At 63.7% G+C, this 13,087-nt stretch carries 14 protein-coding genes; 8 read left to right on the top strand and 6 right to left on the bottom strand.

Features of this window, described 5'->3' with window-relative positions:
• The first annotated feature begins 59 nt into the window (after positions 1–59).
• Entirely contained in the window at positions 60–1,082 is a 1,023-nt protein-coding gene (locus tag K2O51_RS12370; protein ID WP_220630301.1) for a M14 family zinc carboxypeptidase, read from the top strand.
• Positions 1,079–1,831 (top strand): alpha/beta fold hydrolase, encoded by a 753-nt coding sequence (locus K2O51_RS12365; RefSeq protein WP_220630300.1) that lies wholly within the window; start codon positions 1,079–1,081, stop codon positions 1,829–1,831. The genes K2O51_RS12370 and K2O51_RS12365 overlap by 4 nt, the downstream gene beginning before the upstream one ends.
• On the opposite strand, the gene K2O51_RS12360 is transcribed toward K2O51_RS12365, so the two are convergent.
• The 4 genes from K2O51_RS12360 to K2O51_RS12345 all read right to left on the bottom strand — a co-directional run bounded on the left by K2O51_RS12360 (position 1,815) and on the right by K2O51_RS12345 (position 5,076).
• Positions 1,815–2,384 (bottom strand): TetR/AcrR family transcriptional regulator, encoded by a 570-nt coding sequence (locus K2O51_RS12360; RefSeq protein ID WP_011300410.1) that lies wholly within the window; start codon positions 2,382–2,384, stop codon positions 1,815–1,817. The genes K2O51_RS12365 and K2O51_RS12360 overlap by 17 nt on opposite strands.
• A 214-nt stretch (positions 2,385–2,598) precedes the next feature.
• Entirely contained in the window at positions 2,599–3,222 is a 624-nt protein-coding gene (locus K2O51_RS12355; RefSeq protein ID WP_011300411.1) for a hypothetical protein, read from the bottom strand.
• Between the two features lie 422 nt (positions 3,223–3,644).
• A complete protein-coding gene (locus K2O51_RS12350) occupies positions 3,645–4,211 on the bottom strand; it encodes a TetR/AcrR family transcriptional regulator (RefSeq protein WP_011300412.1) in 567 nt (188 codons plus the stop codon).
• Positions 4,212–4,569: 358 nt separating this feature from the next.
• Positions 4,570–5,076 (bottom strand): hypothetical protein, encoded by a 507-nt coding sequence (locus tag K2O51_RS12345; RefSeq protein WP_011300413.1) that lies wholly within the window; start codon positions 5,074–5,076, stop codon positions 4,570–4,572.
• Positions 5,077–5,494: 418 nt separating this feature from the next.
• Between K2O51_RS12345 and K2O51_RS12340 the strand changes: the two genes are divergently transcribed.
• The 4 genes from K2O51_RS12340 (at position 5,495) to K2O51_RS12325 (ending at position 8,304) form a co-directional block, all read left to right on the top strand.
• Positions 5,495–6,364 carry an alpha/beta hydrolase gene (locus K2O51_RS12340; protein ID WP_011300414.1) on the top strand — a complete coding sequence of 290 codons (870 nt, stop codon included), beginning with the start codon at positions 5,495–5,497 and terminating at the stop codon, positions 6,362–6,364.
• Positions 6,365–6,616: 252 nt separating this feature from the next.
• A complete protein-coding gene (locus tag K2O51_RS12335; protein WP_011300415.1) occupies positions 6,617–6,913 on the top strand; it encodes a hypothetical protein in 297 nt (98 codons plus the stop codon).
• Between the two features lie 290 nt (positions 6,914–7,203).
• Positions 7,204–7,902 carry an alpha/beta hydrolase gene (locus K2O51_RS12330; protein ID WP_140949495.1) on the top strand — a complete coding sequence of 233 codons (699 nt, stop codon included), beginning with the start codon at positions 7,204–7,206 and terminating at the stop codon, positions 7,900–7,902.
• A 33-nt stretch (positions 7,903–7,935) separates the two neighbouring features.
• Positions 7,936–8,304 (top strand): hypothetical protein, encoded by a 369-nt coding sequence (locus K2O51_RS12325; RefSeq protein ID WP_011300417.1) that lies wholly within the window; start codon positions 7,936–7,938, stop codon positions 8,302–8,304.
• A 1-nt stretch (position 8,305) separates the two neighbouring features.
• On the opposite strand, the gene K2O51_RS12320 is transcribed toward K2O51_RS12325, so the two are convergent.
• Positions 8,306–9,214 carry a LysR family transcriptional regulator gene (locus tag K2O51_RS12320; RefSeq protein ID WP_140949510.1) on the bottom strand — a complete coding sequence of 303 codons (909 nt, stop codon included), beginning with the start codon at positions 9,212–9,214 and terminating at the stop codon, positions 8,306–8,308.
• A 134-nt stretch (positions 9,215–9,348) separates the two neighbouring features.
• Here K2O51_RS12320 and K2O51_RS12315 point away from each other — a divergent pair, with 134 nt between their 5' ends.
• On the top strand, positions 9,349–10,530 hold the full coding sequence (locus K2O51_RS12315) for a M20 aminoacylase family protein (RefSeq protein ID WP_220630699.1): 1,182 nt from the start codon (positions 9,349–9,351) through the stop codon (positions 10,528–10,530).
• 55 nt (positions 10,531–10,585) lie between these two features.
• Complete coding sequence (locus tag K2O51_RS12310; RefSeq protein WP_011300420.1) at positions 10,586–11,596, top strand: Bug family tripartite tricarboxylate transporter substrate binding protein; 1,011 nt, start codon at positions 10,586–10,588, stop codon at positions 11,594–11,596.
• Between the two features lie 15 nt (positions 11,597–11,611).
• Here K2O51_RS12310 and mdtD read toward each other — a convergent pair whose 3' ends face one another.
• On the bottom strand, positions 11,612–13,012 hold the full coding sequence (mdtD, locus tag K2O51_RS12305; protein WP_011300421.1) for a multidrug transporter subunit MdtD: 1,401 nt from the start codon (positions 13,010–13,012) through the stop codon (positions 11,612–11,614).
• Between the last annotated feature and the right edge of the window lie 75 nt (positions 13,013–13,087).

The following is a 13,087-nucleotide window of genomic DNA, read 5'->3' as shown; positions in this document are numbered from 1 at the left end:
GGCACGCCCTGCCCCGCCCGCGCGTGGCCGCGGCGCCGCTCAGCGCCTATATTGGTGCCATGAGCGAGCGCACCGCTTTTGCCGAATACGATCAGTTGCTGAGCCTGCTGGACGCGGGCAGCCGTGTGCTGGATGCGCGCGCAGTATGCGAAGCCTCGGTACAGGGCCATCGCTTTTCGGTCTACGCCGCTACCGTCGGGGCGACAGCTGCGGATGCGCCGGCCATCGGCATTTTCGGGGGCATCCACGGTCTCGAGCGGATCGGCACGCAGCTTGTGCTCGACTATCTGCGCTCGCTGCTTTGCCGGCTGGAATGGGACGAACTGCTGCATGAAGAACTGCAGTCGGTGCGCCTGGTCTTTATGCCCATCGTCAACCCGGGTGGCATGTGGGCCGCCACGCGCGCCAACCCGAACGGCGTCGATTTGATGCGCAACGCACCGCAAGACGCCGATGCGCGCGTGCCGTTCCTGGCAGGCGGCCAGCGCATCGGGGCGTGGCTGCCGTGGTTCCGTGGCCGCGCCGGCCACCCGATGGAAATCGAAAGCCAGGCGCTGCTGGACGTGGTGCGAAACGAACTGCTGACGCGCCCGCTGAGCTTCGCCGTGGACTGCCATTCCGGCTATGGCTGGCGCGACAGCATCTGGTTTCCGTACGCGCGCACGCACCGTCCCATGCCGCACCTGCCCGAGATGTACCTGCTCAAGACCATGTTCGAACAGGCCCACCCGCACCACGGCTACGCGTTCGAGCCGCAAAGCCACCAGTACCTGCTGCACGGCGACCTGTGGGACTACGCATATGACCTGACGCCGCCGCAGAACCTGTTCCTGCCGATGACGCTGGAACTCGGTTCCTGGCTGTGGATCAAGAAGAACCCGCGGCAGTTGTTTTCGCGCGACGGCATCTTCAACCCGATCAAGGCACACCGCACCGCACGCGTACTGCGCCGGCATGTGAGCCTGTTCGATTTCCTGGGGCGCATCGCCTTTGCGCCGCAGCGCTGGCTGCCGACCGGCGAGCGACGCGCGATGCTGCAGGAACAGGCGCGCGCGCACTGGAACCGCCGGCCAGCACCATGACGGACTGGGTTTTCCTGCGAGGGTTGACGCGTGAAAGCCGGCACTGGGGCGCGCTGACCACGCGCTGGCAGGCAGCAGGGCTTGGGGCGCCGCTGTTGGTCGATCTGCCGGGGAATGGCACCCTTTGGCATGAGGAATCGCCGGCGACCGTACCGGGCTTCGTGGCTTCAGTCCGGCAAAGTTTGCGACAGGCCGGACAGCAGCGCCCCGTGCGCGTGCTCGCGATGTCACTGGGCGCCATGGTCGCTGCGGAATGGGCGCGACGGCAGCCAGAGGAGGTGGCGGCGCTCGTGCTGATCAACACGAGCATGCGGCCCTTCAGCACCATCACTGAGCGCCTGCAGCCCGCGAACTGGCCAGGTTTGCTGCGCATGGCAGGCGTATGGGAGAACCGCGTTTATTGCGAGGCCACCATCCACCGGATGACGTGTGCGAGGGTGGACACGCAAGACGCCGACCTTGAGGCATGGAAGCAGATCGCGACGAGTGCGCCGGTCAGCCGGCGCGCCGCCCTGCGGCAATTGCTGGCGGCGGCGCGTTACCGCACCGAAAGTATGGCCCCCTGTCCGACAACACTTCTGATTGCATCCGAGGCCGACAGGCTGGTCAACCCGGTCTGCTCGGCGCAGCTTGCGCAGGCCTGGAGCGTGCCGCTGCTCCGCCATCCGTGGGCAGGCCACGACCTGCCGCACGATGACCCGGATTGGCTGTGCGCGGTGGTGGCGCGCCAGCTCACTGCTGCGGCATGACGCCGATCAGCACCGCAGCGGCTGACTCCAGCCTCTCGGCGGTGCCAAACAGCCGGGCGGCCATCAGCCCGTTCTGCAGCGAGCCATAGACGACCTGGGCCAGTTGCGCGGGCGGCACCGGATAGGGCTTGTCGCGCAGCGGCTGGGCGCGCTCGAACAAGCCTGTCAGCCATTGCTCTTGCATGCGCACGTACTCTCGCATGGTGGCGCGCACAGGTTCCGACAGGGACAGCACATCGGCGGACAGCATCCCCACCAGACAGGCCTGGTCCGTGCCGGAGCCCGCATGCAGGGGCGCCAGGTATTGCCGCGCCTGTTCGAGCGGAGGCAGGCTGGTATCGATCGCGCGGATGCGTTCCTGCGTACGCGCGCTGTATTCGCGTACCGCTTCAAGGACCAGGTCATCCTTGGACGGAAAGTAGTAATGAATGCTTGATGTCTTGACCCCGACCAGCTCGGCCAGGTCGCGGTAGCTGAAACCGTTGAACCCCCGGCGGCGAATCAGCACCAGCGTGTGCTCGAGCAATTGTTCGCGTACGGATTGCGTTTTCATCGTTTCAGCCCCTCTGCAATGTCTGCTGCCAGTCAAGCCGGCAGCGTTTGCGCGACGAGCGTGATGAGTGAACCGCTGACGAGGCAGAGCCCCACCCATCCGACCAGTACCAGTGCGCTGTCACGCAAATTCATGATGTTCCCCTGCAACCGGGCACCCCGTGCCCGGTGATGAAGTCCGATGGCCGGCCATCAGCGGGCCGTCCGTGTCAGGCTCAGGCAAGCGCGCCGTCGGTGTACGGGTCAACCTTGCCGAGCTTCGCGCCGTCGGTGTACGGATCCACCGTGCGCGCCGGCGATTGCGACACGCCACGCGTATCCAGGCCCGCTACCGTGTGGGCGCCGTCGGTGTACGGGTCGTACTTGCCGATCTTCGCGCCATCGGTGTACGGGTCAACGGCACGGGCCGGCGTCTGCGACACGCCACGCGTATCCAGGCCTGCTACGGTGCGGGCACCGTCGGTGTACGGGTCATACTTGCCGATCTTCGCGCCATCGGTGTACGGGTCAATGGCGCGGGCGGGCGTCTGCGACACGCCGCGCGTGTCCAGCCCGGCTACGATGCGGGCGCCGTCGGTGTACGGGTCGACCTTGCCGATCTTCGCGCCATCCGTGTACGGATCCGTCTTGCCGACGCGTTGTCCTTCGGTGAACGGGTCAAACTTGCCGGTCCTTGCTCCGTCGGTAAAGGCATCGGTCTTGCCGACGCGGAAGCTGTAACCGTACTTGTCACCGGCAAAGCTGCTGTCGGCGGGGCCAGCGGCCTGCGCGATACCGCTGGCAAGTGCGGCGGCCAGGGTGGCGGCGGTGATCACGGTCTTGGCGAACTTGGCATTCATGATGAGCTCCTTGGCTTGGCGACCTCCCTAGAGCGTCGCGCGGGGTTCGTTTCGGTTCAGTCTCAGGTCTCTTTTTGATTCCACATCTACTAGTAGATAGATAACCAGATTCAAAAAAAGACCGTCGTAACGGTTATGGCGATGGTCCCGTTGCTGAACCGGCTTCTTTTTCCTTGCCGGTGAAGCAGCGCTTCCATGAGTCAAATACTATCTACTACTAGGTAGATAGTCAAGCAAAAATCTTTCTATCGGTCCGATAGCCGTGAGTCAACCGAAGCTATGCCACTGATTTAACGGATATTTTTTGCTGGTAGCAATGGAGTTCAGTCTACCAACTCTGCTTCCTGGGTCGACGGAAAAACAAAACCGCCATGCAGCATTCGCCACATGGCGGTTACAGGCAGCGCCTGGCCGACGGCGTCTTAGCCGCTCACGGCAGCCATGAGCGTATCCGCCGCAGCTTCCACACGATCCGATGTACCAAACAGGCGAGCCGAAATCAGCCCGCTTTGCAGCGACCCGAACACCACCTGCGCCAGGCGCGGTGGTGGCACCGGGAACGGTGTGCTGCGCTGCGGCTGTGCGCGCTCCAGCAAGCCCGTCAGCCATTGCTCATTCATCAGGAAGAACGTCTGCAGCAGACTGTGGACGGATTCCGGCAGGCACAAGGTCTCGGCCGAAAGCATGCCGCACAGGCAGATCTGGTCCGAACCACAGCTCGCACGAAACGGGGCCAGGTAGATAGCGGCCTGCTCCGTCACGGGCAGCGTCGTATCGATCGAACGGAGCCGCTCGGACATCGCCGCGCTGTACGTCTTCACCGCCTCCAGGACAAGGTCGTCCTTGGTCGGGAAGTAATAGTGGATGCTCGACGTCTTGACGCCGACGAGCTCGGCCAGATCCCGGTAGCTGAAGCCGTTGAAGCCTCGCCGCCGGATCAGCACAAGCGTGTGCTCGAGCAATTGCTCACGAACAGATTGCGTTTTCATGAGGTCAGTTTATCTACATGAAGATAGACGCTCAAGCGAGAACGCCTGAAGGCGCGGGTAATCCCTAGGATTAGCCTTACGGTGGAAATTAGACCACCTGGAGGGGTGCGCCTTTGGAGCCACAGCCCCGGCAGACAACCCGGGGCGGGCATGAAAACAACAGACTAACCCGGCAGGACCTGCGCGGCGAAGGTAATCATCGAGCCACTCGTCACGCAAACCAGCAGCCATCCGCCAAGCAACAGGATGCTGTCACGCAAATTCATGATGGACTCCATTGCGGCTAGCCCGGCGTTCATCAGAACCGCCGGGCTGCCGTGGTAGGGAAAGCGGCCGGCCTAGGAAGGCCAGCTGGCGATCATGCGACTTGGCCGTCGGTGTACGGGTCGAACTTGCCCACCTTGGCGCCGTCCGTGTACGGATCGACGGTGCGCGCCGGCGATTGCGACACGCCACGCGTATCCAGGCCTGCGACGGTGTGGGCACCATCGGTGTACGGGTCGTACTTGCCGATCTTCGCGCCATCGGTGTACGGATCCACGGCGCGAGCCGGCGTCTGCGACACACCACGCGTGTCGAGACCTGCTACGGTGCGGGCACCATCGGTGTACGGGTCAGGCTTGCCCACTCGCGCGCCGTCGGTGTACGGGTCGGTCTTGCCAACGCGTGCGCCTTCGGTGAACGGGTCAAACTTGCCGGTCCTTGCGCCATCGGTAAAGGCGTCGACCTTGCCGACACGGAAGCTGTAGCCGTACTTGTCACCGGCGCTGGTGTCGTGCGGGCCGGCCGCCTGGGCCACGCCGCTGGCGAGCGCGGCAGCAAGGGCGGCGGCAGTGATCACGGTCTTGGCGAACTTGGCATTCATGATGAGCTCCTGGGGCTTGCGACCTCCCTGAGGCGTCGCGGTATTCAGTCATTTCCGGTGTCTCTCTTCGATCCCGCATCTACTGGTAGATAGATAAGGGAATCTAAAAAAAGACCGCCGTTGCGGTATTGCGATGGGTTCTGTTGCAGGACCGGCTTCGCTTATTTTTGCCGGTGGTGCAGCGCTTCCATGGATTGGATACTATCTACTACTAGGTAGACAGTCAAGGAAAATCTTTTCTATGACGCCGATAGGTTTTTCCCTGGACCGCATAACCTGTTGATTTCAAAAGCGCATCTTGGGCATTCCGCGCGTGACGAATGTCGGCACATCACAACGGTTCTTCCGCTTCCCGATCTGCCTGTGCCAATCTCGCGACACCTGCTAGCCTTAGAGGGCACCTGCTTCTCTTAGGCCTATGCTGCCTCATTCCGATAGCCCGATTCCTCGCTGGCTGGCCGGGACTGCCGGCGTTGCCGTCCTGGCGGGCTTGGCCCGCCATCTGCTGTTCCGTGCGCTCGAACGCGAGGCCTTCGTCACGCCGCCCATCCCGCCCCAAGGCGGTCAGTCCGAAACGACGCTGCACGCCAGCACATTCGCGAGTGGCGGCCGCGTGCTCCATGCTGCCTTCGCACCCGCGGCCACGGCTCAGGCGCCGGCATTAATGGTGTGCCATGGCGACGACGAATGCCTGTCGGACTGGGCGCCGGTACAGACCATGCTGTCGAGAGCGGGCATCAGCACCTTCGTATTCGATTACAGCGGCTATGGGGCAAGCAGCGGTCGCCCGACAGTCCGGCATCTGCGCGAGGACGCGCGCGCGGCCTACCGGATGTTCCTGGAGGCCACGCCTGCTGCATCGCGGCGCTATGTCCTCGGACATTCGCTGGGGTCTGGCGTATTGCTCGATGTTGCGCGCGAACTCAGGCCGGTCCCCGACGGGATGATCATTGCCTCCGGCTTCAGTTCGGCTCGCGCGGCGGCAGTCCAGACCGGCAAGGTTCCGGCGAGACTGGCCTGGCTGTTGCCGGACCCCTGGAACAATCTGGCCCGTACGCGCCGGCTGAACGTTCCTCTGCTGGTCTTGCACAGCCGCGATGATGAAGTCCTGCCGTTTGCGCATTCGGAGCGACTGGCACAGGCGGCATCGCGCCTGCAAGAACTGGTGTTGTTTGATGGCATGCCGCATGACGCGGCGATCCTTCCCGATTACATCGAAGCGTTCTGGGCGCCGATCATTGCTTTCATGCTGGCACCGCAAGCGCCGCGCATCGACGGGTCGACATAGCACAGGCATTCGGCCGGTGGCGGCGTCGCCGGCAAAGCGTTGCCGGAATACCGCCATGCGCGCATCGCATGAATCGTGACACTGTGATTGCCACAGGACAATCTAACCGAGTCTCCCGAGCGCGGCAATCATCCTTGTGGGCGAGGCGCGACGAATGGGCAGGTTGAGATTCTTTTGCCGATTTCTTGTCTATATTGGTTCCCATGGCAAAAACATTGGTTCTCAGCTGTTGATCAGCACAGGAGGTATGCCATGCGTTGGCTCGCAAACTTGTTCAGTCCGCCGACCCCGGAAAAGATTGCCGAAAGGGAACTGCAAGACATGAGGCTGACGTTGTTCCAGGCCGAACGGCGCCTGCTCGAGGCGCAGATGCAGGTTGCCTATTACCGCGACATGGTCGCGTTTCTCGAAGACGTCGCGGCCAAAGGCGTCGAGGACGTGGTGGACAAGCGGCGCGCCGCTGCGCCCCCCGCCATCGAAAGCTATGCGCAAGCTCCGCGCGTGGCGCCCGGACTGACCACCGTGCCCATCGTGCCGTCTGCCGCCTAGCCGGCAGCACAGCCGTCTGCCGCGGCTTGGCCACTGGCTGTGTGCCCCGCACTCCGGTGGCCAGGTGTGGTGCCACGCGCCCACGCCTGCCCTGTTGTCGCGCACTGCCGGCCCCGCGGAGGCACGAACACGCTTGGACGCGATGGCGGATGCGTGCTTCGCCCGCCCCAGGCACGCCTCTGAAGCTCGCGTGTTGCCGGCCTGCGCGCATAGACCTGCGCCGACCTGTGCGATACTCGCGCTGCCCGCCGCGCAAGACGGCGTCTGCCTGATCAGCCTGGAGTGCCCCCATGAACGAACTGCTGCCCGCGATCGAAATCGAGACCGCGCCGAATCCCGCTTTCAGCGTCATCTGGATGCACGGGCTCGGTGCCGACGGCAACGACTTCGTCCCGGTAGTGCCGGAACTCGGGCTCGACGCCGCGCCTGGGGTGCGCTTTATCTTCCCGCATGCGCCCGCCATTCCCGTTACGTGCAACGGCGGCTACGTCATGCCAGCGTGGTATGACATCTACTCGCTCGGAGAAACCAGCCGGCACGCGGACGAACAGGGCATCCGTCTTTCGCGCGAACGCATCCGCGCGCTGATTGCGCGCGAAAATGCGCGCGGCATCGCGACCAGCCACATTGTCCTTGCGGGCTTCTCGCAAGGTGGCGCAATCGCCTATACCACTGCCCTCACCCATCCCGATGCGCTTGCGGGCATCATCGCGCTGTCCACCTACATCCCCGCGCCGGATCTTTTGACCGCGGAAGCCACGACTGCGAACGCCGCCATCCCGGTCTTCGCCGCGCATGGCACGCAGGACGACGTCGTATCGCTGCGCCTCGGCGAGCAGGCCCGCGATTTCCTGCAGGCACGCAGCATTCCAGTCGCATGGCACACCTATGCCATGCCGCATTCGGTCTGCATGGACGAAATCGCGGCGATCGGCGCGTGGCTCAATGCCACCTTTGCGCGGATCACGGAGCAGACGGCGCAACGCTAAAACACGGCACGCTCCACTGTCATCACCACGTATATGAAAGCCGCCCCGCTTCTGAAGATCGATTTCAATACCCGCAAGGCCCTGATGTTCGCGCTGACCGCCGAACGTCTTTCTGCCTATTACGAACACGGCAAATGGCTGACCGACGCGCAAGGCGCGACGCTGGCCGGCGAATGGTTGTCGCGCTCCAAACTGCAACTCGCACTGTCCGAACGACGCCTGCTATCGGAATTGAGCGACCAGTTCGCACGTCAGCTCGCCGACACGCTGTCGCGCGAAGCCGGCCTGTATGCCTCGCACGAAATGATGGAAGCGCTCGACCCGAATTACCAGTCGGCTTTCGCGCATGACATGCTTGACGAATGCGAGCGCCTGCTGCGCGAGAACGGCGTCAACGAATAGCTCATACCTGCGGGAAGGCCTTCATTACATGCCGCAGCATGCGGTCCGCCACTGGCGAAAGTGGCCGGCCTGCACGGGTAATGATGTGGATGCGGCTGTTGTTCAGGATCGGATTGGCCAGCGGCAACGACACCAGGTCAGCGAATTGCGGTCCCTTCAGCGCCACCGAGCGCGGCGTCATGATGTAGCCCAGCCCCATCGCCGCGAATTCCCACAACACCTTGAACGAGTTCGTCGTGAGCATATGGTTCAGGGTGATGTGCTCTTCGATTTCCGCGGCCTCGATATGCTTGCGCACGCCGAACGACTCCGTCAGTGAAGCGCCCTGATGCGGCGCCAGGTCCGCCAGCGTGAGCGGCTTTCGCCTGCGCGCCAGCGGATGGTCCCTGCGCACATGCACGCGAATCGGCGCAAGCCGTGAATAATGCGAGCGCAGCCGCACGTCGTTCGGCGGCTGGAACACAAAGGCGATATGCGCGAGGTCCTCAAGGATGCAGTGGACCGTTTCCTCCGTGCCCGCCACGCGGATGTTGTACGTGACGTCGGGATGCTTGTGCAGGAAGCCCTGCAGCACCGGTTCGAGCACCAGGTCGATAAAGCCCTCGCCAAAGGCCAGTTCCACGTGACCGCGCTGCGAATTCTTCAAATTGTTGACCTCGGCCAGGAAGGTATCACTGAGGTCTTGCTGTCGACGCGCAAACAACGCGAGCAGGCGGCCGGCATCCGTCGCCACCACGCCGCGCCCGCGCCGCTCCAGCAGCGCGAGGCCGGTGTCTTGCTCCAGCTTGGCCACAGCCCGACTGACCACTGACGGGTCCAGTTCCAGCACATCGGCCGCGCCGCGTACCGAGCCGGTCTCGATGATCTGCAGCAGGCACATCGCCCGCTTCCGGTCCAGTACATCGTCCATCATTCCTCCCCCGATCCGCGTAACGTGGCGAACTTCAATCGTTGCATTTTATACAACGTTTTACCGCAATCATTGTCATGGATGCCGGACGCGTGCGCGTGGAGAATAGCTCCACGATCCAGCCCCGCCACGCCATGAACCCGTCCACCGTTGCAGAACTGCGGCAATCCATCCAGGCGCTCTCGCCCGAATCCGTCGAAATCCGCCGGAAGATTCACGCCCATCCCGAACTCGCCTTCGAAGAGCGCCAGACCAGCGACCTGGTCGCGGAACGCCTCGCGGCATGGGGCTACAAGATCCATCGTGGCCTGGGCATGACCGGCGTCGTCGGCACGCTGAGGAAGGGACACGGGACCAGGTCGCTGGGCATCCGCGCCGACATGGACGCGCTGCCGATCCAGGAAAAGACGGGCCTCGACTACGCGAGCACCATTCCCGGCAAGATGCACGCGTGCGGCCACGACGGCCACACCGCCATCCTGCTCTGCGCCGCGCGCCATCTCGCCCAATCCGTCAATTTCAACGGCACGCTGAACTTGATCTTCCAGCCCGCCGAAGAAAACGAAGGCGGCGCGCTGCGCATGCTGGAAGACGGCCTGTTCGAGCGTTTCCCGTGCGACGAAGTCTATGCGCTGCACAACTCGCCGGGGCTACCTGTGGGCCAGATCGGCGTGATCACCGGACCGGCCATGGCCTCGTTCGACCGCGCCACCGTCACGCTGCGCGGCCGCGGTGCGCACGGCGCCATGCCACACCACGGCATTGATCCGATGCAGTGCGCCGCCAGCATCGTGCTGGGCCTGCAATCGATCGTCAGCCGCGAAATCGACGCGCTCAAGTCCGCAGTGATCACGGTCGGTTCGATCCAGGCCGGCGCAACCTATAACGTCGTCCCCGAAAGCGCGCTGATCAAGATCGGCGTGCGCACGCTTGACCCGAAGGTACGCACGCTGGTCGAGACGCGCATCCAGGCATTCGTCGCCGCGCAGGCCGAGAGCTATGGCCTGCAATCGGAAGTCGTGTACGAACGCAAGTACCCGGTGCTCGTCAACCATGCAGCGCAGACCGAACGCGCACGGGAAGCGGCAATTCGCCTGCTCGGCGAGGACAACGTCGTGGAACGCCCGCCCGTGATGGGCAGCGAAGACTTCGCCTACATGCTCGAACAGCGGCCCGGCGCATACGTGCGCCTTGGCAATGGGCTGGGCGAAGACGGGGGTTGCATGGTCCATAACCCCCTGTACGACTTCAACGACAAAGCCTTGCCTGTCGGCGCCGCATTCTGGGCGCACCTCGCGCAAAGCTACCTGGTTTGAATAAGCGACCTGAATCGACCTGAAACGGCCTGAATAATCCAAAAACGGGGACACCATGCATTCGATGAACCGCCGCCGCTTCCTTCAATATGCCGGCTTCACCGCAGGCAGCACCGCACTCGCCGGCCTGCCGGCGTTCGCGGCAGAAGCCTTTCCGTCCAAGCCCCTGTCGCTCGTCGTGCCCTATCCGGCCGGCGGCGCCAGCGACACGTCGGCGCGCATCTTTGGCGAATCGATCAGCAAGAGCGTCAAGCAACAGGTGGTGGTCGAGAACTACGGCGGCGGCACCGGACTGATCGGCGCAAACAAGGTGCTCGCTGCCCCGGCTGACGGCTATACCTTCTTCCATGGCTCGATCAACGAAGTCTTCCTTGCGCCGTTGCTGAACCCGGCCGCGCGCTACAAGCCGCAGGACTTCATGCTGGCCGCACCGATCAGCGACGCGAACATCGTGCTGATGGTGCGCAACGGCATCCCCGCCGATACGCTCGACAGGTTCATCGACTATGCGAAGCAGAACAAGGCCAAGCCGTTGACCTACGCCACGGTCGGCATCGATTCGATCTACCACCTGATGGGCGATGCGCTCGGCACGCGCCTCGGACTGACCTTCCTGCACGTGCCGTACAAAGGTGCGGCACCCGCATTGCAGGGCCTGGCCGGTGGCGAAGTGGACTTTGCCATCCTGCCTTACCAGTCGAGCTTCGACGCCATGCAGCAGCAAGGCCGGTTGAAGCTGCTGACCAGCTTCTCGAAAACGCTGCCCGCTTCGGTCAAGCACATCCCGCTGATTTCGCAGAGCCGCATCGTGCCGGACTTCGAGTACGCGATCAGCGGCGGCTACTTCGTCAGGCAAGGCACGCCGGCGGATCGCGTGGCCGTGTTGCGCAAGGCTATCGGTGAAGCGCTCAGCAAGGCCGATGTGCGCGGCAAGCTCGAGGCCGAAGGGCGTACCGTTGTACAACCGGTCGAAACCCAGCAGCAGGCGAACAAGTACTTCGACCAGTACCAGGCTCGCGTCACGGAACTGATCCGCAGCGTGGGACGAAAGACTCACGCGGCCTGAGCCCGTGTTTGCAACTCAAGGCGTGCGCGCCGCAGCTGCGCGCCGCCCTTTTCCAAGCTCCCCAATATCCAGCCGACGAAACACCAGCGCCGACAGAAGCGTGATCGTCCCGACAACCACAAAGGCCAGCCGATAAGCGGGACCCGCATCCCCGATCCGATCGGAAAACAAGGTCACGAGCCCGCCGCCCACGGTCACGCCTAGTCCGATGGCCAACATCTGCACCATCGAGAACAGGCTGTTGCCGCTACCCGCATCCTCGACGCTGAGGTCCTTGAGCGTCACGCTGTTCATGGCAGCGAATTGCATCGAATTGGTCGCGCCGAACAACGCCAGTTGCGCAATGGAGAGCGCCAGTGGCCAGCCCGGCGACATCGCCCCGAACGACGCGATCGATGCGCCGACCAGTGCGGTGTTGACGAGCAGGAAGTTGTCATAGCCGAAGCGTTTCACCAGCGGCACGATCCAGCGTTTGGACACCGCCCCCGCCAGTGCGGCCGGCAGCAGCATCAGCCCCGCGTGGAACGGCGAGTAGCCGAGCTGCAGTTGCATCAGCAGCGGCAGCAGGAACGGCACCGCGCCGGAGCCGATGCGGCAGACTAGATTCCCGACCAGCCCCACGCTGAAATTCGGCTCGCGAAACAGTGCCAGCCGGAACAGCGGCACGCGGCTGCGGCGCGCATGCGGGATATACAACATAGCGGCAACCACGCTGATCGCGGCGAGGCCGGCGCTCCAGCTTGCATGGTTTTCCTGCAGCGGCGCATCGAGTGCCAGCGAAAACGCCACCATGCACAGCGACAGCAAGCCGCAACCGACCCAGTCGAACGCCGGCGCGCCCGCTGTGTCGCCGGCAGGCAGATAGCGCCGCACGGCGAGCAAACCGACAACGCCGACAGGCACGTTGATCAGGAAAATCCAGTGCCATGAAACGTGCTGCACCAGCCAGCCGCCGAGCACCGGCCCGAAGATCGGACCTACCTGCCCCGCCACGGAGACAAAGGCGAGCGCGGCAATGTACTGCTCGCCCGATACATTGCGCAGCACGGCGAGCCGGCCGATCGGCAGCAGCATGGAGCCGCCGACGCCTTGCAGCACTCGCGCCACTACCAGTTCCGGCAATGTTTGCGCGCCCGCGCAGAACAGGGATCCCAACACGAAGATGAGGATGGCGCAGAAGTAAACCCGCCGCGTGCCGAAGCGGTCGGCGAGCCAGCCCGACGCAGGGGTCAGCATCGCCATGGTCAGCGTGTACGCGACAACCACGGGTTGCAACTCCAGTGGCTTGCGCCCGAGGCTGTGTGCCATCGAAGGCAGTGCGGTGTTGACGATGGTGGTATCGAGCGTCTGCATGAAGAAACCCGCAGCGACGATCCACAACATGGCCTTGAGAGAGGGGGCGAAAGCTTGGCTCATGGGTGTGGGATTGTGCGTGGCACAGCATGCAACCAAGGCGGACGATGTCGGCAAAGCCCTGGCAGCCAGGCCATG

Origin of the sequence: Cupriavidus pinatubonensis (genome assembly GCF_019602855.1) — a bacterium.
Lineage (GTDB): Bacteria > Pseudomonadota > Gammaproteobacteria > Burkholderiales > Burkholderiaceae > Cupriavidus > Cupriavidus pinatubonensis.
This window is presented reverse-complemented; position numbering and strand designations above follow the sequence as displayed.